Below are 24711 nucleotides of genomic sequence, written 5' to 3' on the forward strand. Positions count from 1 at the left end.
ACTTAGTGTAATTATTTTAAGCAGCGCCGGGCGTGCTCAGGTTTGTTCCCCGCCGGCTGTGCCATACAGGCGCAGCATTTGTTTCAGGTCGTCGAGGGTGTTTATTTCATCGGGCTTTTTGTCTTTACGCCAGCGGCTGATGCGCGGAAAACGCAGTGCCACACCGCTTTTGTGGCGATTGCTGGCAACAATGCCTTCAAACGCAATTTCAAAAACCAGTTCAGGCTTTACCGTACGTACCGGCCCGAATTTTTCAATGGCATGTCTTTTTACAAAGGCATCTACTTCATTAAATTCTTTATCTGTTAAACCGGAATAGGCTTTGGTAAAACTCACCAGTTTATCGCCGTCGCGCACGGCAAATGTATAATCTGTATACAGGTTGCTCCTGCGGCCGTGCCCTTTTTGCGCATAAATCATCACTGCATCAATGGTGAAGGGATCAATTTTCCATTTCCACCAGTCGCCTACTTTACGACCTACCTGGTAAGAAGAGCTTTTCCGTTTCAGCATCAGTCCTTCTGCAAAATGATCACGTGCCTGCCGGCGTGTGGCTGCCAGTTGTTCCCATGTATCAAACGGAACGATGGTTGAAAGCAACAATGCAGGATGCTGCGCGCCATTCACAACCTGTTCCAGTTGTTGCCTGCGCTCTGTGAGTGATTTGGGACGCCAGTCTTCATGATTGTATTCCAGTAAATCATATGCAAAGAAATTGATGGGGGCTTCCTGCAATTGCTTCCTGGTAACGTTTTTACGGCCGATGCGGGTTTGCAGCAGGGCAAAGGGCAGGGGTTGCCCGTCAATGCCGGGTATAATTTCACCATCGAGTACAGTGCCGTCTGGCAATAAGGTATTCAGATCGTTGTACTCGGGAAATTTATCGGTCATCAGTTCTTCGCCGCGGCTCCATACAAACAGTTCGTTATTGCGTTTGATGAGCTGCCCGCGTATGCCATCCCATTTCCATTCTGCCTGCCATTCAGCCGGTTCGCCCAATGTTTGCGGGTTTGCTTCCAGCGGGTAGGCAAGATAAAAGGGATAAGGTTTGGAGCTGTCCAGCGAAGCGTGTTCTTCACTCAGCAACGATTGAAAAGCCGTGGTGGAAGGGTCCCAGTTGCCGCTGATGCGGTGTGCAATTACAGCAGCAGGCAGCTGTACAGCCTGTGCAAGTGCATTTACAATGGTTTTCTGTGATACGCCAACCCTGAAGCCACCGGTAAGCAGTTTGTTGAATACAAAACGTTCGTCTTTGGTCATCTGCATCCAGCAGGTAACAATGTATTCTTTTTTTACGGTCTCTGTTTCTTTTTCCAGTTTCACCAGCTGTGTGAGGTAAGTATGCAGCGGTTGTGCATCATTGCCATCGTTGCCTGTGGTTTGGGGCAACAACAGGGCAATGGTTTCGGCCAGGTCGCCCACTGTATGATAGCTTTCTTCAAACAGCCAAACCGGCAGCTGCGTTAATTCAATGCACCATTGCTGCAGCAGCGAGGCATTCACTACGCGCTTGGGTCTTCGCCCGCTGAACAACGCAATCACCCATACCTTGTCTGCATCATTGGCCGTTGAAAAATAGTTAGACAGCGCCTCCAGCTTATCATTGGTTTTGGTGGAAGTGCCCAATATGCTTACCAGTGCGGCAAACTGTTTCATGCGGCACCTCCTGTTGTATTGTCTTCTGTCACTGTGTTTTCTTCTGTTTCTTCTTCACCGCCATATTCTGTTTTTACCTCTGCACTCCATATACCCTGTTCATTAAGATACCGGCTAAAGGCACTTTGAAAGCCATGTGTTACATACACCTGTTGTGCGCCGGTAGCTTTTACGGCGCTCAGCAAACCCGGCCAGTCTGCGTGATCACTTAATGCAAAAGCTGCATCAGCATTGCGCCTGCGCATATTGCCGCGCACCTGCATCCAGCCGCTGCAAACACCCACTTCATAAGGCGTGAATTTTTTCATCCAGGGCGAGCCGTCTGCACTGGGCGGTGCAATAATAATGGCAGATTGAAATGTCTCTTTGGGTGTTTCAGGTGTAATGCGTTGTACAGGGGGCAAATCAATTCCCGCTGAAACCAGCGCCTGGTGCATGTTCCATACAGCGCCGTGCACATATACCGGCTGCTGTAATGGTTCAAGTGCTTTTAACAGGCGTTGTGCCTTGCCCAGGCTGTAGGCGATAAACACGCTGTTCTGCCGGGCTTTGCCATTGCGCTGCACCCATTCACGCACCTGTTCAAAAATCACCGGCTGCGGTTGCCAGGTGTAAATGGGTAAACCAAAAGTAGATTCCGTAATAAACGTGTTACAGGGCACAGGCTCAAACGCACCGCTGATGCCGTCGTTTTCTGTTTTGTAATCACCGCTTACTACCCATACTTCTCCCTGGTATTCTACACGCACCTGCGATGAGCCGATAATATGCCCGGCAGGATGCAACGATACTTTCACACCGTTCATGTACACGGGCTCATTCCAGCCAATACCCTGGTATTGCTGCGGCCCAAGCCTGGCCTGCAATAGCGGAACAGTTAAATAATGGGAAAGATAAGCCTTGTGTCCCCAGCGTGCGTGATCGCTGTGGGCGTGGGTAATCACGGCTTTGTCCACAGGCTTCCAGGGATCAATGTAAAAATTGCCTGCGCTGCAATACAGTCCTTTATCAGTGAATTCTATGAGCAATGGCGTACGGTTAGGTGCTGTAGTTGTAACGATCGGGGAGGACAATTGTTCGTTGAGCGTGAATCGTCAGTCGTGATCGGCGCGGATGCTTGTCGAGAATCGGGAATCGACACGTCGAGACTATTTTAGCGGATACCTGACCGGAGCGAAGCTATTTTGAGCATGCGGTATGCAAAACATAAAAGAGCGCGTGCGCTCTTTTATGTTTTATGGCTGCGGAAGCCGGTGTCCTCACCGGCGTTAACTACCTGCTATGCTGCACAAGCGAATAGCTAACCGCTATTCGCTACAATGTCGTCGTGCTTTTTATTGAGCCTGCCTGCACTTTAATAAAGTACAGTTTTTTGTTTTCAAGATAGTCCGGTACAAACGAAGTGTTGGTTAAACGTGCAGGTTCTATATTGAAATCTGTGGCTATATGGGCTGTGCTGTCAGACAGGTGGTTGATAAAATCACTGCGGTGCTGCAGCATGAGTTTGGAGAAATGATACATGCTTTCAAAACCTTTAAACACCATATCACTCGGCCGGTTCATGAATTTTGCGCGGTATTGTTTAGACAGTGATGCACCTGTTTTATCGGTGCGCGAAAAGTTGAACGGGGTTGAGTACACAATCTCCACCTGTTTGCAATTGCTGTTGGCTACAGCCTTCAGCCCATCCCAGGTAGGCATGCCAATGGCGGTGGCTTTGTAGGCAGGGGCATTGCATAAAATGTTGAGCAGGTTGGTGCCGAATGCTTCATTTAAGCTGCCGCAGAAAATGATGTTTTGTTTGGTGCTGTCTAAAAAGGGCAGCAGCTGTTCAGCTGTAAAGTTGTCGGGCATTTCAGTTACAGCATATTTCAGGCGTGGGTACGAAGTGTCTTTTGCTGCAAACTGGCTGCGTATCTTTTCTTCGAGCGTGCCTTTGCGCGTGAGGTAAATAATTTTACCATAGGCATGGTTCTTCTGCATGTATTTGTGCAAACCTTCCACATGCGTGCGCAGGCTGGAATTGAGCATCACGAAAAAAGGGTTGGCCGTTAAACCTGCATCATTGGGATAGGTGGCCGATATAACGGGTGTATTTGTTTTAAAAGAGAAATCAGAAACCAGCTTCTGCTCTGCGCTGCCGCTAATGGCGGCAACCACCAGGCTAAAATGTTCCTGTTCCAGCTGGGCCAGTAATTGCTGCGTGGTTTGACCGGCTTTTTTGGTATCGAATACGGTTACGGCAAACTGCTGGTGTTCTTTCTGTAAAGAATCTATCGCGAGCATGGCGCCGTTGTAAAAGTCGAGGCCTGGTATAAAATACTTCGGGATGCTGGTATTGCCCAGTTTGTAGGTATTGCCGTTAAAAGCCGAATCAATGTACAGGGGGGCAAGAACAGCTACGCGAACAGGTTGGTTACTGGTGTCCTGGGCGCCTGCATGGAAGTGCATGCTCAAAAAAGTCAAAGCCATACCAATCAGTAGCCGCATGGTTGTATTCATAAAATCAGGTTTGAAGTTCAGGGTAAAACCCGTCTTCATCAGGTACAGGAGGTTCCGTTTTACCGGTTTTTTACATAAACGTATAAAAACAAGAAGGCATTGCACAATCACCCGGTAAAATAATGTATGCAATGCCTCTTTTTCAAACTCCCCTTATCTCCTGCACGGGTATTATTCCCATTCAATGGTTGCAGGCGGTTTGCTGCTGATATCGTACACAACGCGGTTAATGCCTCTTACGTTGTTGATAATTTCGTTCGACATGTTGGCCAGGAACTCGTAAGGCAGGTGTGCCCAATCGGCCGTCATACCGTCTACTGAAGTCACGGCACGTAAAGCAACAGTGAATTCGTAGGTTCTTTCATCGCCCATTACACCCACGCTTTTTACAGGAAGCAGGATAGCGCCCGCCTGCCATACCTGGGTATACAGGTTATTGTCTTTTAAACCCTGGATGTAAATATGATCTGCTGCCTGCAGCAACTGCACTTTTTCTTCGGTTATTTCACCCAGTATGCGAATGGCCAAACCTGGTCCGGGAAAAGGATGGCGGTTGATCATATCGGTAGGGATGCCCAGCTCCAGGCCCACTTTGCGCACCTCGTCTTTAAACAGCAGGCGCAGCGGTTCAACCAGTGACAAGTGCATTTTCTCAGGCAAACCACCTACGTTGTGGTGCGATTTGATGGTTACCGAAGGGCCATGCACGCTCACGCTTTCAATTACATCGGGGTAAATGGTGCCCTGGCCAAGAAACTTCGCTTCTTTTATTTGTTCGGCCTCCTGCTGAAACACATCGATAAACAGTTTGCCGATGGTTTTGCGTTTGGCTTCGGGATCGGTTTTGCCTTTCAGCTCGTTGTAGAAAAGCTGTTTGGCGTTCACGCCTTTTACATTGAGGCCCAGTTGCTGGTAAGTAGCCAGTACCTGCTCAAATTCATCTTTGCGCAGTACGCCGTTGTCAACAAAAATACCATGCAGCCTGTCGCCGATGGCGCGACTGATGAGCGTTGCGGCTACCGTACTGTCAACGCCGCCGCTGAGGGCCATGATCACGTGTGCGTCGCCGATCTGTTTTTTCAGCTGCTCAATGGTTTCATGCACAAAAGAGGCAGGTGTCCAGTCTTGTTTGCAACCGCAGATATTGACCAGGAAATTATGTATAATCAGTTTGCCTTCTGTTGAATGGTATACTTCGGGGTGAAACTGTAAACCATACAGGGGCTGTGTATCGCCGCCGTTTTTCTTGAAAGCGGCTACAGGAATGCTTTCGGTAGTAGCGAGAATTTCAAAACCTTCAGGTATCCCGGTAATAGAATCACTGTGGCTCATCCATACCTGCGAATCGTTGCTGATGTTGTGCAGCAGCACATCATCCTGCTTTTTGGTGAGTTTGGCGCGGCCATATTCACGTTTGTTCGATTTGTCAACCTTGCCGCCGAAAGCTTTGGCCGTAAGCTGCGCACCATAACAAACCCCCAGTACCGGCAGGCGGTTAATGATCCGGAGGATATCTACTTCAGGCGCTTTTTCATCGTTCACACTAAATGGCGAACCGCTGAGAATTACACCTTTAATACTGCTGTCAATGTCGAATGGCTTGTGGTACGGAATAATTTCACAATACACGTTGGCCTCTCTTACTGCTCTGGCAATCAATTGAGTATATTGGCTGCCGAAGTCCAGGATAAGTATCTTCTCTGTCATGGCCGCGAAGGTACAAAAAATTGGAGGAGGAGTTGCCAATGAAACACATTCACTGCCTGTTGCAGGCAGGGTATTTTTATAAACGGCAAGGCGCGTAACGGCCTGCTTACATAAGTTTTTGTATTTTCCCGCCACAAAACATGAACTATGAACAAACTGCTTTTACTGGCCTGCGCTGCCGGATTTGCTTTCGGCTCCTGTCGCGGATTTGACCAACGACAGGTAAAAGGCAACGGCAATGTGACTTCTGAAACACGCACCATCACCAGCGCCAACGATATTGAGATTTACGGTGATTTTACTGTAGACATCATACCCGACCCTTCTACCACTTCGCTTACGCTTGATGCTGATGCCAACCTGCTGCCCTATATTGAAACCGGGATGGACAACGGACACCTGGTGATTAAAACAAAAGAACATACCTGGCTGAGGCCGGCGGGCAAAATGCATGTAACCATCCATACGCCTAAACTGGAATCGGTTGATATCAGCGGCAGCACCATTGTAACCGGTAAAGGCAAGTTCAGCGGTGGCAACAAGCTGGAGCTCGACATTTCGGGCGATGGCAAAATAAACCTGGAAGTAAATACACCCAAAGTATCGGGCACCATCAGCGGCTCGGGCGATATGAATATTGCCGGTGAAACCCAGAACCTGGATGTGGACATTTCCGGCTCAGGCAATTTCTGGGGCGAAAACCTGAAATCAGAAGACGCCAAAATTGAAATCACCGGCAGCGGTGATGCAAAAGTATTTGCCGATGTGCAGCTGAAAGCAGGCATTACCGGCTCGGGCAAAATCCTGTACAGGGGCAATGGAAATGTATCGTCTGAGATTACAGGCTCGGGTACGGTGAAGAAAATGGAGAATTGAGGGGGCGTTTAAGGTTTAACGTTTAATGTTTGACGTTTTTATAAGCAAAGGGCCGCACTGCGGCCCTTTGCTTATTGTATGGTTTGCCCGGACGACCCTCGGACGATCCCCGGGCGATGCTATTTTGGACAGATTTTAGCTGTTCCCGGGGCTTAATTTAACCGGTAAACAGGGTAACGCAGGTGTGCGGGCTCGTACCAGGGGGAGTGTTTGTACACAAAATCGAGTTGGGCGCTGGCTGAGCCGGCAAACAGCGGGTCGGCCTTTCTTTTGGCTTCCAGCTGCTGCTGCAGTTCGGGATGTTGTTGCAGGTAGGGGCCTGCCACATCTTCCCAGCGGTAATTGCTGTACCCTTCTTTCTGCTGTAATACGGCATCAAAGAAGTTCCAGCTGAAAAAGCTGTCATCACCCAGCGGTTCCAGGGTTTCCATAATGTAGCGGTCTGCACGCTGGCCGGTATAAACAATATAATCGCCTTTCACAAAACGCTGTTCAGTGGCATGTTCCGATAGTTTAATATCGGTATTGCGGTGGTGTTTTTCAAAAGCGCGTGACTGTGCCTTGTAATCGTCAATATGATAATAGCTGACGGTGATGGTGGTGTCTTGTGTGAATTGTGTCATTTGGACACCATTTGCCGCCAGCCGTTCAATAGCCTGCTGCCAGCCGCGGGGAATGATGTAAGCCCTGGGTTTCTGCACATTTACGGCAGCTTTGAATGTATTGTAAAAGCGCACGTCTTTTTCAAAAGGCTGGCTGTGATCGTAATACATGCGGGGCATACCGGTTACATCGCTGGTTTTGGTGGCAGTGGCGTATCCTTTAAAACGAATGTATTCAAACTGTGTAGTATCAGCCTGCCAGCTCAGCGTAATGTTCTGCTGCTGCATGCTGGCGGCAATGGCAGCTGCACGTTCGGCAATAATGCTGTCGCGCATCAGGGAGGCCTGCTCCATCATGGTCTGCATAAGCGCATAGGTGCTGTGAACGCGGTCTGCATAAGGTTTCAGCATATGTGTTTCGGGCATAAACGCCAGGGTTTGAAACAGGGTGGCATAACCGCTGCTGTAACGCGGGGGATCGTAAAAGGCCATCCATCCTTTTTCAGGATTGCCTTCTTCAAAATTCACATACGGCACCAGGTCCCATTTTTTCTGCTGCATGCCTTTGTACAGGGCAGGCTCAAAACGATTGTGTAAAAATTCACCCAGGTTGCCGCCCAGTTTGTTGTGCTGGGTGGTGAGTAAGGTCATGGTATGCTGGTAATCGGCACCGTCACTCACATGGTTGTCGATAAAAATATCGGGTTGCAGCCATTGGAAAATGTGTGTAAACGCTATGGCATCTTTTGAATCTGCCTTAATAAAATCCCTGTTGAGATCGAGGTTTTGTGCGTTTCCCCTGAAGCCGTATGCTTCGGGGCCGTTCTGGTTTACGCGCGAAAAGCTGCCCCTGTTCAGCGATCCGCCGATGTTGTACACGGGAATAATGGCCAGCACAACATTATCGGGTGTCGCAATTTTTTGTTGCAGCAAATCGCGCAGCAACTGCATGCTGGCATCAATACCGTCTGGTTCGCCGGGGTGAATGCCGTTGTTCACCAGGATTACCACTTTATGTCCGGCACGCCATTGGCTGGGCGTAAACTGCTTGTCTTTACTGTAAATGACCAACGATAAAGGATACCCTGCATCAGTTGTGTCGAATGAACGAATGTGAACAGAACTAAACAAAGCTTGCAGCTGGCGGTAATAAGCGATACTTTCAAAGTAGGTGGCAGAGGCTTGTTCCCTGCTTTTTTCAAAAGGTGTGGCAAGGTTTTGGGCCCTGGAAAAGAAAACCGTAAAAAATGCTGCAATAAGAAGAGGTTTTTTCATTAATTTGAATTTGAAATCTATACAAAGTAATGGAAAACGTTTATAGAATCCTGTTAGCCGAAGATGAACCCAAGCTCAGCCAGGTGATTCAGGAAGAATTAAACAGGCAGGGATACCAGACAGATGTGGCTTTTGACGGGATGATTGCCGAGAAATTGTTTAAACAGCACGGGTATTCACTGGTACTGCTCGACATCAATCTGCCCTATAAAAACGGGCTGGCCCTGTGCAAAGAGTTCAGGGATCACAATAAGCATGTGCCCATTATTATGTTAACTGCACTGGGTGAAATTCATGACAAGATGGATGCTTTTAACCTGGGTGCAGATGATTACATCGTTAAACCTTTCCATTTTGATGAGCTGTTTGCGCGCATCAAGGTATTCCTGAAACGTGCAGATGCAGCCAATGAAGTAGGCGAAAAAATTGCCGTAGCCGATATGGAAATTGACATGGAAAATAAAACCGTGAACCGTTCCGGCAAAAATATCAACCTTACTGCAAAAGAATTTGCCCTGCTGGTATTGCTTTCCCGCCACAAAGGCAAAGTAATTTCAAAACAGGAAATCCTGGAAAAGGTATGGGAGCTGAGTTTTGATACCGGTACCAATACGATTGAAGTGTACATCAGTTTTCTGCGCAATAAGATTGATAAACCTTTTGAAACAAAACTCATTCATACCAAACCAGGCTTTGGCTACTACGTGAGAGAAACGCCCCTGTCATGAACCTGAAGTTCAAGTTTGCGTTGCTGTTCAGCTTGCTGGTGTTTGTTATACTAACTGCCTCCGTTTCGCTGATTTATATTTTATTCGCTGATAACAGGCACAACGATTTCAGCAAAAGATTATGGGCGAAAGATGTGCAGCAATACCAGGCATACTATCATACCAACAGCTTCGATTCAGCCCTTTTTCCCGATACAGACCGCATTGCTGCCCGCCAGTTTTTTGCGCTGCACACCGTTATCGTTGATTCATCGATGCGGGTAATATATGCAAACCCCGAAACGCTGCACTATACCATCGACACCAATTTTCTCCGCTCCATACGCAGTCATGGTGTTTTTAATTTCAGCGAAGACAAACGCGAGGGGGTAGGGGTATTTATTAATGAAGACCATCATCCTGCCTATGTTATCAGCTCTGCACTCGACAAGTACGGGCTGCTGCGTTTGGGCAGGCTGCGCATTTATGCAGCCCTGGTACTGCTGGGCAGCATTATTATTACCGTGATATTTGTTACCTTATTTGTAGGGCAGCTTACCCGGCCACTGTTAAAACTGGGTGAGCAAATGCAGCGCGTTACCGAAAGCAACCTGCGCGAAAGGGTGGATGTGAAAAATGACTACAGCGAGCTGTCGGGCATTGCCTCCAACTTTAACGATATGCTCGACAGGCTGCAGAAAGGATTTGAATTCCAGAAAAGTTTTGTACACCATGCCTCGCACGAGCTGCGTACCCCGCTGGCCAGCATGCTTTCGCAAACAGAAGCCGCATTGCGCCGCGAGCTTACTGCCGAAGAAGCAAGGGGCGTGCTGCAGTCGTTAAAAGAAGACCAGCAGGAACTGATTGAACTAACCAATTCCTTGCTGCTGTTATCGCAGTACGAACAGGTATCGTACTCGCTGGACTGGCCAAAAGTGCGGCTCGATGAAATTTTGTACGATACCATTGAAATGGTGAAGCGCATGTTCCAGGGCATTACTATTTCGCTGGAGTTTACCCATGTGCCCGAAAATGAATTGTACCTGAGCATCCGCGGCAACGATGCCTTGCTGCGTTCGGCCTTCCGTAATTTAATACGCAACGCCTTCCAGTATTCAGACAATAAAAATGTACAGCTGATTATCGAAGCAGATCATGATGTAATAAAACTGCATTTCCTCAACAGGGGAAAAGTACTGAGCAGGCCGGAACAGGAGCGTTTGTTTATCCCGTTTTTCAGGGGAGAAAACGCCATGAAGAAAAGAGGCTTTGGTTTGGGCCTCTCCATTGTACGTCGCATTGTGCTGTTACACAAAGGGCAGGTTACCTACAGCAACAATACCGGTAATGAAAACTGCTTTACAGTAAGCTTTCACAAAACGGCATAAAAAAAACCAGCAAGTTGAACAGTGTCATCCTGCCGGTAAAAAAAAATATATTGTTGCAAGCGGAACTAAGCTTTCGCTGCCTGTTTAGCCAATTTGCTTTTCAGGTTCGCAGCTTTGTTTTTGTGAATTACACCACGCTTAGCCAGTTTATCAATCATTGATACTACAGAAGGTAATTGCTCAGTGTAAGATTTCTCTTCCTTCACAGCTTTCAGGTCACGAATTGCATTACGGGTTGTTTTGCCGTAATAGCGGTTTCTTTCCCTGCGTTTCTCCGCTTGGCGCACATCTTTCTTTGTAGCTTTGTGGTTTGCCATGATTTCTTTTTTGAGGACGGCAAAGGTAGCCCTAATATTTGAAAAAGGAAAAAATCAGCGATTTTTTTTTGAAATCCTTTTTTCCGTCAAATTTTAGCAGAATTATACCAAAAAATCGGTTAAGCGCCGGAAAGATTGCCAATATTTTCTGCATGCAATCCACGATATTTGCAAACAATTCTTTCAAAACAAGGATAAAACAGCCCGGCATGAAGGACTTTTCTTATATAACGAACTCGCATCCAGCTTACATTGAGAATTTGTACAAGGACTATATAGCCAACCCCACCAATGTAGATCCTGAATTGAAGAAATTTTTTGAAGGTTTTGATTTCGCTCTCGGAACCGTAAATGGCAATGGCGCTGCAGCCGGCACATCTGTAGACAGTGCGCAGCTTTCCAAAGAATTTTCGGTTTACCAGCTGATACAGGCGTACCGTAAAAAAGGCCACCTGATCGCTAAAACAAATCCCATCCGTCCCCGTAAAGACAGGCACGCCAACCTGGAACTCAAATACTTCGGTTTAACCGACGCAGACCTCGCCGGCAGCTTTGAAGCCGGTAAATTTATCGGTCTCGGCAAAGCCAGTCTTAAAAATATCATCGCACGCCTCGAGCAGGTATATGCCTCTTCTGTAGGTGTTGAATTCAGTTCTTTAAACGACAGCGAACGTGCCGCATGGGTACAGAAAGCTGCTGAAGAACGTTTAAATCAGCCTGTTACGCTGGAACAGCGCCGTCACATCATGGAAAAGATAAACCAGGGTGTGATTTTCGAAAAATTTCTGCATACCAAGTACATCGGCCAGAAACGCTTCTCCCTGGAAGGTGGTGAATCCCTGATTCCTGCCCTCGATGCCATTATCAACAAGGCAGCCAAAAACGACGTAAAAGAAGTAGTGATAGGCATGGCTCACCGCGGCCGCCTGAACGTGCTGGCCAATATTCTCGGTAAAACATACGAACAGATATTCAGTGAATTTGAAGGCATTGTGCCTGCAGACAAAACCATGGGCAGCGGCGACGTGAAGTACCACCTGGGCTTCAGCAGCGACCACGTTTCACCCGATGGCCATACCATTAACCTGCAGCTTTGCCCCAACCCCTCGCACCTCGAGGTGGTAAACCCGGTTGTTGCCGGTTTTGCGCGTTCTAAAGCCAATGTGCTGTACAATGCCGATTACGACAAAATTCTGCCGATATTAATACATGGCGATGCCGCTATCGCCGGTCAGGGTATTACTTACGAAGTAGCCCAGATGAGCGAGCTGCCCGGTTACTCCGTAGGCGGTACCGTACACATCGTAATCAACAACCAGATTGGTTTTACCACTGATTTTGACGATGCACGCAGCTCGGATTACTGTACAGCCATTGCAGCCATTACCCAAAGCCCTGTGCTGCACATTAACGGCGACGATGTGGAAGCCGTGGTAAAAGCAGTGGAAATTGCCACAGACTACCGCCAGCAGTTTAATTCAGACATTTATATCGATATTCTTTGCTACAGGCGCCATGGCCACAACGAAGGTGATGAGCCCAAGTTTACGCAGCCTGCCCTGTACGCACTGATTGATAAACATCCCAACCCAAGGGAAGTGTACATGGAATACCTGGTGAAAAACGGGGAAAATGCGGTACAAGACCTGGCTAAGGAGATGGAAAAGAAATTCTGGGCCGATCTTCAGGAACGCCTGGATGAAATTCGCCAGAAACCACGCCCTTACAGCTACCAGAAGCCTGAACTGTGGTGGCGTGAACTGCGCAAAGCCAAAGCAGAAGACTTTAACCAGTCGCCTGTAACTGCCATCAGCGAAGAGCAGGTAAAAAGCCTGTTTGGCGGACTGATGAAATGGCCTGCAGATTTTAACCCGCTGAAAAAAGTGGAAAAACTGCTGCAGGAAAAAGTCAAGCTGTTTGATGCAGAACAGAAACTTGACTGGGCAACCGGTGAGCTGCTGGCTTACGCGAGCATTTTAACCGAAGGCAAAGATGTGCGTATGAGCGGTGAAGACGTAAAACGTGGTACCTTCTCTCACAGGCATGCCGTGTTGTTCGACGAAGCAACCAACAAAGAATACAACAGGCTCAATCATTTCCAGGAAAAACAAGGCAAATTCCGCGTGTTTAACTCCCTGCTGAGTGAATACGGTGTGCTGGGTTTTGAATACGGTTACGCCATGTCTAACCCCAATGCGCTGGTACTGTGGGAAGCCCAGTACGGTGACTTTGTAAATGGTGCGCAGATGGTGATTGACCAGTATATTTCGAGCGCAGAAGAGAAATGGGGAACCATGAGCGGCGTGGTAATGCTGCTGCCGCACGGTTATGAAGGCGGTGGGCCCGACCACTCGAGCGCGCGTCTCGAAAGGTTTTTGCAGATGAGTGCCGAGCTCAACATGATCGTCACCAATATCACAACTGCTGCAAACTTCTTCCATGCACTGCGCAGGCAGCTGGCATGGCCGTTCCGCAAACCGCTGATTAATATGGCGCCCAAGGCCAACCTGCGTCATGTGGGCAGTTACAGCCATATCAGCGAGTTTACAACCGGCGGCTTCAAGGAAGTGCTGGACGATACAGCAGTGAAAGATGCAGCTGCAGTGAAAAAAGTGCTCGTATGCTCAGGCAAACTGTACTTTGAACTGGCAGACCGCCGTGCAAAGGAAAACAGGACAGATATTGCGATTATACGCCTGGAACAGCTGTACCCGCTGCCTGTTCAGCAAATTGAAGTACTGTATAAAAAATACGGTAAAGCCCTGTGGTACTGGGTTCAGGAAGAACCGCTGAACATGGGCGCTGCTTCCTTCCTGCAAATGAACCTGAAAGACACGGTGAACTTTGGTGTAATCAGCAGAAATGCGAGCGCATCTACCGCCACTGGTTTTGCAAAAGTGCATGCACAGGAACAGGCAGATATTATTGAAATGGCGTTCACGATATAGTAGCGAAGCAATAGACCAAGTATTTAAGACGTAAAAAATATAAACCAGCCAAACAGGCTGCAGACCTAATTACGAAACAGACTTTTATGATCGAGATTAAAGTTCCACCGGTTGGAGAATCAATCAGCGAGGTTACACTGTTGAAATGGACAAAGAAAGATGGCGATTATGTACAGCGTGATGAGGTAATTGCCGAACTGGAAAGTGAGAAAGCGACTTTTGAAGTAAATGCCGAACTGGCCGGCGTGCTGAAGCTCGTGGCCAAAGAAGGCGATTCTTTGCCAATTGGCGCGGTGCTGGCCAATGTAGATGAAACTGCGCAGGCTCCTGCTGCCGGTGCCGCTGCACCCCAGGCTGCAGCCCCTGCTCCTGAAGCCAAGGCCGAACCACAGGTTGCCGCAGCACCCGCTGTAGCAGTAGGTAAAGGCGTGATTGATATGAAAGTTCCTACGGTTGGCGAATCGATCAGCGAAGTAACCCTGCTGAAATGGGTGAAAAACGATGGCGACCTCGTTAAACGTGACGAAGTAATTGCCGAACTGGAAAGTGAAAAAGCAACCTTTGAACTGAACGCAGAAGAAACCGGTCAGTTGCAGCATGCTGCCAAAGAAGGTGATGTAATTAAAATAGGTGATATTATCGCCAAAATAAACAGCGATGTTGCGGTGCCTGATAAAGTTGCTGCACCTGCTGCAACCCCTGCCAAAACACCGGCACAGCCAGCTGCTGTACAGGCACCTGTTACCGCAGTACCCAACGATCTGAAAGCTTCTCCTGTAGCGGCTGCCATGATTGCTGATAAAAAAGTAGATCCCAAAAGCATAACCCCCAGCGGTCCCAACAGCAAAATACTGAAGCACGATGTGCTCGATGCATTGGCACACCCCGGCAAACAGGCTTATGCAGGCAACGATCTCTTTACCCGCAACGTGCGCAAAGAGAAAATGAGCAACCTGCGTAAAACCATCAGCCGCCGCCTGGTTGAATCAAAGAACACCACCGCCATGTTAACTACTTTCAACGAAGTAGACATGACGCGTATCATGGATATCCGCAAACAGTTTAAAGACAAGTTCAAAGAATCACACGGTGTAAACCTGGGCTTCATGAGCTTTTTTACCAAAGCCTGTGCTATTGCCCTGGGTGAATGGCCTGCGGTAAATGCCTATATCGATGGCGATGAACTGGTGTACCATGATTATGCTGATATCAGCATCGCAGTAAGCACGCCAAGAGGGTTAACTGTTCCGGTTATCCGCAACGTAGAAAGCCTGAGCATGGCCGATATCGAGAAAACCGTGTTGCAGCTGGCCGCTAAAGCCCGCGACAACAAATTAACTATGGAAGAACTGCAGGGCGGCACCTTCACCATCACCAATGGTGGCGTATTCGGCAGCCTCATGAGCACGCCGATTATCAACCTGCCGCAGAGCGCTATCCTGGGTATGCACAAAATTCAGGATCGCCCGATGGCTGTAAACGGCCAGGTGGTTATCCGCCCCATGATGTACATTGCCCTCAGCTACGACCACCGCATTATTGATGGCCGTGAGAGTGTAAGCTTCCTGGTAAGGGTAAAAGAACTGCTCGAAAACCCCGAACTGTTACTGTTTGGAAAAGACCCGGTAAAAACTTTACTGGAGTTGTAATTCCTGTACATAATATTAAAAAAGGCCGCCCGTAAAGAGCGGCCTTTTTTAATGCCCGGCCGGTTGTAGGGTTTAATTGCCGAAATCCCTATTTTTACAGCAAGTCCATACCCTGAAAACATATTGTGCTTTTTGATATGTTTTATCCAATACCTAAACCCCGATATATGCGTTACTCCTTGATGCTGCTGGGCGCTGTGCTCATACTATTCTCTTCATGCCAGAAGGGACTTACCTATACACTCGATGATGATGCAGACAGTTTAAAAGCAGATGGCACGCAGCTGATACGCTTTACCAGCTTTAATGTAATGGGCGATTCGGTGGTGAGCATTTACAACTACAACGGGAAAAAGCAATTGCTGGGTATTGTTACAACCGGCAACGACGGAGCTACTATTTACAATGATGTGATGCAGCTGAGCCGCAACACAGGCGGACAGATTTCCAATATCGGCAGAAACACTACGTTCGGTGCTTTGTTCCCGGGCGGGTTGTCAAAGCAATTGTCTGATGCAGGCATTGTTGCACCGGCTGCCACAACCCCTGTACAGGTGAATATCGCCGTGCATTACCCGGCTGCTGCCACTACTTTTGATTATGCTGTGCAGACTTTTGAGCTGGCCGGTGTTTCAGGCAGGGACAGCATCGCGTTTACCTATACCAACAAACACATTACCCTGGCATCGGTTTATTTTACCGGCATCTACAATGGTAACAATGTTACCGCTATTCAGAAAATTGCAGAAACAACCTACACCTACGATGGCTTTGATAACCTGGTTGGCAGCAGCACCAAAGCGGTAACTGCGCAAAGCAATACCCTGCAGGATGCAGTTAAAAACGCCTATGGTTATGCCAGTAATTACAACCCGCTTCCCCTGGCTTACGAAGCATTTTTGTATACAGATGAATACCGCTGTTCACCCAACATCTGCATTAAACAAACGCAGCAACTATTGGGCAAAGGCAATACAAAGAGCGTAACAATCAGTCGTTCTGCAGAGTTTAATGAAAACAACATGCCCGATTTTGAAATTGCTTTTCATTCAGATGTAAACAAAAACTACAAAGGCAGTTACTACTACCGTTAATCAGGCAAGCCATTGCTGCAGAATAAGCTACGTGTCGTTATAAAACAGCCGGTAGGTATCTGCCGTTACAGCACTGCAATACCCAACCTGCTGAATGCGCTGCCATTCCATTATTTTTGCAGATGCATTATGCGTTCAAACACCTGGCTACAGCAGCCACACTGGTTCAGCAATATAACGGGGAACTGCCTTTGGCGGCTTTCCTGAAACAATATTTCAGTGCGCATAAAAAACATGGTTCTAAAGACAGGAAGTATATTTCCGAACTCTGTTATTGTTACTACCGGCTGGGCCATGCACTGCTTCACCTGCCTGTTGAAGAAAGAATGAAGATTGCCTTGTACCTGTGCAGCAACGAACTGCAATCGTGGGAGGCATTGTTTGAGGAAACCTGGTTGCAGCAACATACCCCGTTATTATCGCAACGCATCAGTTTTGTGCAGCAGCAATACCCGGCACTACAGGCCGGTACCATTTTTCCCTGGTTAACACATTGCAGCGAAACCATTGATACCACTGCATTTGCATACAGCCACCTGGTACAACCAAAAGTGTTTTTGCGCATACGACCCGGGTACGAACAAAAAGTACCGGATGCTTTGGCCCAACAAAATATACCTTTTGAGCAGGCAGATAAATATTGCATTGCCCTGCAACCCAATACCAGCATCAGCACCCTGCTTGATGTTAACAAAGCAGCTGTGGTGCAGGATTACAGCTCGCAAAAGGTAGGTGGTTTGCTGCAACAGGTAAAGGTGTTATCGCCCGGTACCCAGTGGCGCATCTGGGACTGCTGCGCGGCAAGCGGCGGCAAATCTATACTGGCAAACGATTTACTGAAGCCGGCTTCGCTTACTGTTTCTGATGTGCGGGAATCGATTATCCGCAACCTCCAACAAAGGTTTAAAGAAGCGGGTATTACGCGGTACGACTGGTTTACAGCCGATTTAACCAAACAGCAAAAACTGCTGCAGAACCGGGATGTAAACCTCGTTATCTGCGACGCACCATGCAGCGGCAGTGGTACCTGGGGGCGAACGCCTGAGCAACTGTTTTATTTTACCAATGAGCAACTGCAGCACTATGCTTCGCTGCAGCAACAGATAGTCAACAACATTGTACCGCAAATAAAAGCCGGTACTTACTTTTTGTACATCACCTGCTCCGTTTTCAGGGAAGAGAACGAAACCATGGTACAGCTATTACAGCAAAAACACGCAATGAAAATATTGCAGACCGAAGTGCTGAAAGGGTACGCGTTGCAGGCAGACAGCATGTTCGCGGCATTGTGCATCAAAGAATGAGGAATCAAAAGAAAGGTCAAAAGTTTACGGGTTCCTTGGTGCCTTGTTAAAAGAAGCTGTACACACATCACCTTGGATCCCGTAGACCAGGAAACTTCTGACCTTTGGTTATGGTTTAGCAAATCAAACACAGATTTTACCACAGTGTGCGTGGCAATACTTTTTCAGTTTTTTCTCTCATCATAACATAAGCATTTTTCAGGTGCTGGTTTGCCAGTATTAGCACAACTGCCACCAGCAGGCCAATGCCCACTACCGTAAATAGCTCCATATTGCTCAGGAGCATGCTCTGTTTTACCGTGGCGTTGTTGAGTTGTTTTACGGTAAGTGCCATTGCCTCATCAGCACTGAAACCTTTGCCCATAAAGCTTTGTACACCCTGTGCCACACGTTGCTGTGCTACCGGGCTTTCGGGTGAAATAAACTGCTGCAACTTGCTGTAGTGCTGCTGCTGCAAATACACCTGCGCATTTTGAAACACGCTGAACCCAAGTGTATTGCCCCAGAATCTTGCACTTACACCGGCAATACCTGCCGAAACAGCCATTGTAGCCGGCACTGAAGAAACAGTAAACAATACCAGCGGTACAAACAGCATACCTACAGCCATGCCCTGTAATAAGTAGGGGATGGTTATCTGCGACAGCGCAACATCGGGCACAAACAAAAAGGTAAACCAGATATGATACACGGCCAGTAACAGGAAACCTGCAGCCAGCAATCGTTTGATGCGTACCTGGTAATGCAGCGCTATGATGGAAAATATGAGCCCGGCTACAATACCACCCATATTGATGTATTGCACTGCAGCCACATGCAATGGCTCCCAGTTCCATACACGGCTCATGGTGCTGTGGCAGATATTCAGCGTAGCACGGGAGATATAGAATAAGATAAACAAACACACACCTGTGCGCAGGTTGGCATATTGGGTAACTGCAAAATTAAAACCGGGTCTTTTGCGGTGCAATTGCCGAAGGGTAAACAAAGCGCCTGTAACCAGGGCCAGCACAGCAGCACCGATAATAACGGGTGATTGAAACCAGTACAGCTTTTCACCGTACACCAGTACGTACGATCCGCCAAACATAGCGCACAACAGCAGTATATAACTTACCCAGTCAACCCGGTACAAGGGTATTTTCTTATGCAGCCTGTTGCCATTAAATACCAGCAGTAGCAAACCCATGCACAATACATGAAACAGCGCCATACCAACAGCCATGTGCTGCCAGGTAAAACGGTCCAGCATCCACACCACCAGGTGCATGGTTAAACCGGATGATAACAACAATATGCCATAAAAGAACGTGTATACAAATACCACTGCATTTTTCGATTTGTATTTCGACAACAATAACTGGCGCAAAGAACCTCCCGGTAAGGCCATGCAAACCCCCTCTGCAAAACGCAATGGCAGAAACTGGTAATAATGGTGCGACCATGCCGATAAAATCAGCACCAATGCCGAGATAAAACTGATGCCGATAAAATAGTTGCGGGTAGAAAAATATTTAAAGAACCGGTTTTCTATCAGCACCGTGGCAACCAGGGTTGCGTAAGTAATACAAATGGCATACTGCATGTCTTCAGGTTCCACATCCAAGAAGCTGGAGGCATAGGTAACATTTGAATTATACAATCCCAGCAGCATCATGGAAGGCACCATGCAGCAAATCAGCACCAGCTTGATTAACCAGCCGGGCGCCCATGATTTAAATATATCCGGTGACTGCTGCATGTATTAACTTTTAGCGGTAAGAAAAGGAGCGGTAACAGTTACGTTCATACCGGCCCGTAAGAATTGCGTTGCACTGTCGCGTTCGCTGATATGGATGCGTACCGGGATACGTTGCTCTATTTTTACAAAGTTGCCTGTTGAGTTATCAGGCGGCAGCAAAGAAAAGCGTGCGCCGCTTGCAGGTGAAAATGATTCAATCGTACCATGAATAATGGTTTTACCGGTTGCATCTGCTTTAATAATTACCTGCTGGCCTGCAGTTAAATGGCTAACCTGCGTCTCTTTAAAATTGGCCGTGATCCATTTTTCTTCGCTTACTACCGACACAAGTGTTTGACCTTCTTTTACCAGTTGGCCAGGCTGCAGGGTTTTGCGTCCCACCCAGCCATTATACGGTGCCGTGATAACAGTGTAGGAATAAAACAAGGCAGCATTGTCTACCGCTGCTTCCCTGGCTTTAATGGCAGTGGCGGCAGCAGGCACTTTGGATAATGCTTCTGCAGTATTGTATTCGGATGACTGTATGCTGTTGGCTATTTCGGCGTAGTGCGCTTTCGCTGATTCATAGGTGGCCTTCATCTGTTCAAACTGCTGTTCTGTAGCGGCTTCTTCCTGCAGCAGGTTGCCGTAGCGTTTATAGTCCTGTTCTGCTTTCCACAACTGCGCTTTGGCGGCATCCAGTTGGGCCTGGCGAATGGCGGTATTGCTTTGTACTGCCGTAGCGCCTTTTTCCATTACCCCTTCTGTAACGCGGGCCGTGGCCAGTTCGGCTTCTGCCATCTGCAGCCTGGATTTGTATTCCCGGTTATCAATGACCAGCAGCGTATCACCCTTGTGTACATATTGGTTTTCTTCAAAACGCACCTCCTGCACATAACCGGTAATGCGGCTGATAACAGGGGTTACGTACTGCTCAATCTGTGCATCATTGGTTTCTTCATGATTGTGGTAAAACACAAAGAACCACGTGGCCAAACCTATGCCACCCAGCAACAGCAGTATGGCTACTGTGCTCACGATTTTGTTGATTAAATTCCCGGCCTGCTTCTGTGTTCCGGCATTTGCTGTCTTCATATTAATGTTGTTATATAGTTATAATCAGTTATGGAATGTGTTGATGTTGCCGCTGGCATATTGCAGCCGGTAATACTGCAGCTGCACGTTAATGTGCTCTGCTACGTTGTTAAACCTGGCCTGCAGCAATGAATTGTCTGCATCAATCATGTCAGTGATCAATGCCAGCTGGTTCAGGTATTTCGTTTTTACAATATGGTAGTTCTCTTCGGCCTGCTGTATGGCTTTCTCTGTCACCGGCACGCGCTCGAGCATTTCCGTGTACTGCGTGTATGCCTTGAACACCCGGTCGTTTACCTCATCCCTGCGGATGGATGTTTCCATTTGCTGCAGGGCAATTTTTTTATCGGCTACTGCCATTTTCTTTTTGTTCTTGTACAGGTTGCTGATGCTGAAACTTACATCTACCCCAACCATACCCAGACTATATAAATAAGGCGTGGGAGGAAACATCATATAATCGGGGTATTTATACGCATACTGACCAAACAAGCCAATGGTAGGGTAATATGCACCTTTTACAATCTTCCTTTCCGTTTGTGCAATGGCTTCTTCTTTCAGCGATTGCCTTATCTCATCCTTGTTCATCGCTGCTGCTGCATAGGCTGCATAGTCCTTCTCCGGAAGCTCATTGTGCAATAATTGCATGGTGTCGAGCACCAGTGTGTCTTCTTCAGGCAGTCCAAGTGTAGTCTGCAGATCGTGACAGGCGATGGTAATATTTTTATGATTGGTGATACGGGTAAGCTGCAGATCAGACAACTGCAGTTCTGCACGTAATATTTCATTTTTGGTTACAGCACCGTTTCGCTTCAATGCCTGTACTTCTTTTAAACGTCTTTCATCTTCTTTTTCCTGTTCAGCCATTACTGCATCCAGGCGCATCAGTTTATAAATACCGAGGTATTGTTCCACCACTTCAAGATGCACATCGTTCTCTGTTTTCTCGGTATTCAATGCCGCAAGTTGTTCTTCCTGCCTGGATTTGACGATTTCATTTTTGATCCTGTTACCTGCATACAGCGGCACTTTGGCGGTGAGTGTAATATCATACATATCGTGAATGGTAGGAATGCGTACCGGGTTGTTTAAACCACCGCGGTATTCAGTTAATGTGTTAAAGCGTTCATAAGAAGTATGAAAGTCCACATCAGGCAGCTGGTTGTTTTTAGCAACAGCTGTATTGGCGCTGCTGATTGCATTTTTAATATGTGCAGCGCCGATATGTTTGTTGTTTTGCACAGCAAATTGCACGGCCTGCTGCAGGCTGAGTGAATCAATGTGTTTTAGTTCCTGCGCTTTTATTTCAGTTGTTAACAGGAGGCATGCCAGTGCCAGCACGCCATAAATTGCGCGTAAGAGCCGGATGCCATGCACTGGCCCTGTATATTCATGTTTCATAAATCTATTGTTGGGGCAAGCAGCAGTGTTTTGTTACTGCGGGTGATTTTTTCGTAAGCCGGGATTGTTTCAGCGCGGTTTTGCAGGTAAAATCATAACGCAAATGTCCTAATTTTGGGGTAGGCATAAATATCTTCCAAAGTCAAATAATTATTCAATTCTGCCATGCGTGTAAACGACGAAAAATACCTGGCTGAAATAGACCGTATTGCTGCAAGTATCTATTGCAATCACGATTCAATGGGGCTGAACAAGCTTGGTGAAAGCCGTATCAGGCAACACAGGCACCGCAAGGCGCAGCTGTTGTATACCGAAGGGGGTGTTACACACGTGACAACACCTGATAAAAATTATTTTTTACCGGCCAGGCATTTTATGTGGATACCTGCCGGCGCCATACACAGCATTACAGCCAGCAGTGCACAGGTAATGATGCGCAACCTGTATTTCCCTGTACAACGCAAAGAGGCAGGCTTCTACAAACAGCTGGCCATTTACCCGGTGAGTGATATGCTGCTCGAAATGCTGCTGTTTACCAACCGTTGGAATGGGCACATAACCCGGGAGCAGGACAGTGCGTTTACCTACATGCAGGCCATCAAAAAAATATTGCCCGAGGCTTGCAGTTCGAGCCTGTCATTTGCTTTGCCTTATCCCAAAACCGAGCGGCTGCTGCAACTGGTACGTTACCTGTATGCGCATATGGATGAGGAACAGCATTTCCCTGAAGTGGCAAAGCGTTTCGGCTACAGCGAACGCACGCTGGCCCGTGTATTCAGGGAAGAGCTGGATATGACTTTTGTACAGTATTTTACCTTGCAGCGCATGATGAAAGCCCTGCAGTTTTTGCTGGATGAAAAGCGGCCTGTAAATGAAACAGCCTATATGGTAGGTTATAACAGTGTGCCTACGTTCAGTAACACATTTTATAAAATTGTGGGGGAGCGGCCTTCGGATTATGTAAAGCTGAAGGGGGTAATAAAAAAAGCGTGAGCCGTTACATACAGCCCACGCTTATAATAAGAGATTGTTTTATTAACGCATAATTACGCCGCCACCAATGACTTCGTCGTTTTCATAAAAAACGGCGCTCTGGCCGGGGGCAATGCTTTTTACATTTTCGTAAAAGCGTATGCGTAAACCATTGTCTTCATTGTACAGGTTAGCCAATGCACCTTTGTCTTTGTAACGTATTTTGGTAATAGCTTCCATTCCGTCGGTAACACCGTCGTATTTCATCCAGTTAATTTTGGCTACGCGCATTTCGCTGCGTTCCAGGTCAACTTCGTCACCAAGCACTACGGTGTTGGTATCGGGATCTATGCCGGTTACAAATACAGGTTTGCCCAATGCAATATCCAGTCCCTTGCGCTGCCCGATGGTGTAAAAGGGGTAGCCTTTGTGATGGCCCAGGCGTTTGCCGCTTTTGTCAACAAACCAGCCGCCATTTACTTTTTCTTCCAAACCCTCTACGCGGCGTTTCAGAAAGCCACGGTAGTCGTTATCGGGCACAAAGCAAATTTCATAGCTCTCACTTTTCTTCGCCAGTTCAGGATACCCGAAATCGAGCGCCATCTGGCGTATTTCCGTTTTGCGGTATTTGCCAAGCGGCATAATGGTACGTGCCAGCAATTCCTGGTCAAGCCCCCATAGCACATAACTCTGGTCTTTCAGTTCATCCAACCCCTTGCTGATGGTATAACGGCCATTGGTGTGCTGCAGCACATTGGCGTAGTGACCGGTAGCAATAAAATCGCAACCCAATGCATTGGCACGTTTTAACAGCGCGCGCCATTTAATGTGCGTGTTGCACATAACACAAGGGTTAGGGGTACGGCCTGCGATATATTCTTCCACAAAATTTTCTATCACAAAATCGCCAAACTCATCGCGTATGTCCAGAATAAAATGCGGGAAGCCATGGTGTACAGCTGCCTGCCTTGCATCATTAAAACTATCTATATTACAGCAGCCGGTTTCTTTATGACCGCCGCCGCTGGTTGCATAATCCCATGTTTTCATGGTAATGCCCACCACTTCGTATCCTTCGTGATGTAACATGAGCGCAGTAACGGTGCTGTCGATACCGCCACTCATTGCAACCAAAACCTTTCCTTTACGGCTCATGATAAAAAATTTGCGCAAAGATACTCTTTTGTGCCGGGGTGCAGGAAAGCGCCGGTGGAAATTACGATGGGGTGACAGGAGCAGGTTGTGAAAGACGGCGATTTATTGCCTGTTTTGTGTGATTTTCAATTAATTGTGCGGTTTTGCCCGCGTTGTGCACATTGCGGGGCGATGATTGAACTTTATCTACGCGGCGGTTGTACTATTACAGGCCGTGCAGTTCTGCGAACCAGTGGCGGACGAAACCGCCTGAATAATTGACATTGCGTGGGTGGATTGTGTGGGTAAAATGGCTGAACTGTAGCGGATATTTTACTTTATTTTGCCGAATTACTTAAATAGA

18 protein-coding genes are annotated in these 24711 nt (G+C 47.5%); 8 read left to right on the forward strand and 10 right to left on the reverse strand.

All coding sequences use genetic code 11. The features are described from left to right. Positions 1-36: 36 nt before the first annotated feature. The 4 genes from DXN05_RS07520 to guaA form a co-directional block, all read right to left on the reverse strand. On the reverse strand, positions 37-1656 hold the full coding sequence (locus DXN05_RS07520) for an ATP-dependent DNA ligase (protein ID WP_116846625.1): 1620 nt from the start codon (positions 1654-1656) through the stop codon (positions 37-39). Continuing rightward, a complete protein-coding gene (locus DXN05_RS07525; protein WP_116846626.1) occupies positions 1653-2684 on the reverse strand; it encodes a ligase-associated DNA damage response exonuclease in 1032 nt (343 codons plus the stop codon). The genes DXN05_RS07520 and DXN05_RS07525 overlap by 4 nt, the downstream gene beginning before the upstream one ends. Positions 2685-2970: 286 nt before the next feature. After that, positions 2971-4158, reverse strand: a complete 1188-nt coding sequence (locus tag DXN05_RS07530) for a type 1 periplasmic-binding domain-containing protein (RefSeq protein WP_147313858.1) — start codon at positions 4156-4158, stop codon at positions 2971-2973. A 171-nt stretch (positions 4159-4329) separates the two neighbouring features. After that, positions 4330-5865, reverse strand: coding sequence for a glutamine-hydrolyzing GMP synthase (gene guaA / locus DXN05_RS07535; protein WP_116846628.1), 1536 nt, complete (start codon positions 5863-5865; stop codon positions 4330-4332). A 147-nt stretch (positions 5866-6012) separates the two neighbouring features. On the opposite strand from guaA, the gene DXN05_RS07540 reads away from it, so the two are divergent. Next, complete coding sequence (locus tag DXN05_RS07540; protein ID WP_116846629.1) at positions 6013-6741, forward strand: head GIN domain-containing protein; 729 nt, start codon at positions 6013-6015, stop codon at positions 6739-6741. A 152-nt stretch (positions 6742-6893) separates the two neighbouring features. On the opposite strand, the gene DXN05_RS07545 is transcribed toward DXN05_RS07540, so the two are convergent. After that, positions 6894-8618, reverse strand: coding sequence for a M14 family metallopeptidase (locus DXN05_RS07545; RefSeq protein WP_116846630.1), 1725 nt, complete (start codon positions 8616-8618; stop codon positions 6894-6896). 29 nt (positions 8619-8647) lie between these two features. On the opposite strand from DXN05_RS07545, the gene DXN05_RS07550 reads away from it, so the two are divergent. Beyond that, positions 8648-9346 carry a response regulator transcription factor gene (locus tag DXN05_RS07550; protein WP_116846631.1) on the forward strand — a complete coding sequence of 233 codons (699 nt, stop codon included), beginning with the start codon at positions 8648-8650 and terminating at the stop codon, positions 9344-9346. Then, on the forward strand, positions 9343-10713 hold the full coding sequence (locus DXN05_RS07555) for a HAMP domain-containing sensor histidine kinase (protein WP_116846632.1): 1371 nt from the start codon (positions 9343-9345) through the stop codon (positions 10711-10713). Before DXN05_RS07550 ends, DXN05_RS07555 begins: the two co-directional genes overlap by 4 nt. A gap of 65 nt (positions 10714-10778) precedes the next feature. On the opposite strand, the gene rpsT is transcribed toward DXN05_RS07555, so the two are convergent. Further along, on the reverse strand, positions 10779-11030 hold the full coding sequence (gene rpsT / locus DXN05_RS07560; protein WP_116846633.1) for a 30S ribosomal protein S20: 252 nt from the start codon (positions 11028-11030) through the stop codon (positions 10779-10781). A gap of 209 nt (positions 11031-11239) precedes the next feature. On the opposite strand from rpsT, the gene DXN05_RS07570 reads away from it, so the two are divergent. From DXN05_RS07570 to DXN05_RS07585, 4 genes are all read left to right on the forward strand, one after another. Beyond that, positions 11240-13978, forward strand: a complete 2739-nt coding sequence (locus DXN05_RS07570) for a 2-oxoglutarate dehydrogenase E1 component (protein ID WP_116846635.1) — start codon at positions 11240-11242, stop codon at positions 13976-13978. 86 nt (positions 13979-14064) lie between these two features. Beyond that, positions 14065-15627, forward strand: a complete 1563-nt coding sequence (gene odhB / locus DXN05_RS07575) for a 2-oxoglutarate dehydrogenase complex dihydrolipoyllysine-residue succinyltransferase (RefSeq protein ID WP_116846636.1) — start codon at positions 14065-14067, stop codon at positions 15625-15627. Positions 15628-15794: 167 nt separating this feature from the next. Then, positions 15795-16721, forward strand: a complete 927-nt coding sequence (locus DXN05_RS07580; RefSeq protein ID WP_147313859.1) for a hypothetical protein — start codon at positions 15795-15797, stop codon at positions 16719-16721. Between the two features lie 122 nt (positions 16722-16843). Then, entirely contained in the window at positions 16844-18025 is a 1182-nt protein-coding gene (locus tag DXN05_RS07585; RefSeq protein ID WP_116846638.1) for an RsmB/NOP family class I SAM-dependent RNA methyltransferase, read from the forward strand. Between the two features lie 136 nt (positions 18026-18161). Here the strand turns inward: DXN05_RS07585 and DXN05_RS07590 are convergent, their stop codons facing one another. Genes DXN05_RS07590 through DXN05_RS07600 form a run of 3 tightly spaced genes read right to left on the reverse strand, consistent with a single transcriptional unit; the run spans position 18162 to position 22241 of the window. After that, positions 18162-19766 carry an MFS transporter gene (locus DXN05_RS07590; RefSeq protein WP_116846639.1) on the reverse strand — a complete coding sequence of 535 codons (1605 nt, stop codon included), beginning with the start codon at positions 19764-19766 and terminating at the stop codon, positions 18162-18164. 3 nt (positions 19767-19769) lie between these two features. Further along, a complete protein-coding gene (locus DXN05_RS07595; RefSeq protein WP_116846640.1) occupies positions 19770-20840 on the reverse strand; it encodes an HlyD family secretion protein in 1071 nt (356 codons plus the stop codon). Between the two features lie 24 nt (positions 20841-20864). Beyond that, a complete protein-coding gene (locus DXN05_RS07600; RefSeq protein WP_116846641.1) occupies positions 20865-22241 on the reverse strand; it encodes a TolC family protein in 1377 nt (458 codons plus the stop codon). Between the two features lie 165 nt (positions 22242-22406). On the opposite strand from DXN05_RS07600, the gene DXN05_RS07605 reads away from it, so the two are divergent. Continuing rightward, positions 22407-23234, forward strand: coding sequence for an AraC family transcriptional regulator (locus tag DXN05_RS07605; protein WP_116846642.1), 828 nt, complete (start codon positions 22407-22409; stop codon positions 23232-23234). A gap of 42 nt (positions 23235-23276) precedes the next feature. Here the strand turns inward: DXN05_RS07605 and mnmA are convergent, their stop codons facing one another. Then, a complete protein-coding gene (gene mnmA, locus DXN05_RS07610) occupies positions 23277-24368 on the reverse strand; it encodes a tRNA 2-thiouridine(34) synthase MnmA (RefSeq protein ID WP_116847127.1) in 1092 nt (363 codons plus the stop codon). Positions 24369-24711: the final 343 nt, after the last annotated feature.

This window comes from Deminuibacter soli (assembly GCF_003412455.1).
Lineage (GTDB): Bacteria > Bacteroidota > Bacteroidia > Chitinophagales > Chitinophagaceae > Deminuibacter > Deminuibacter soli.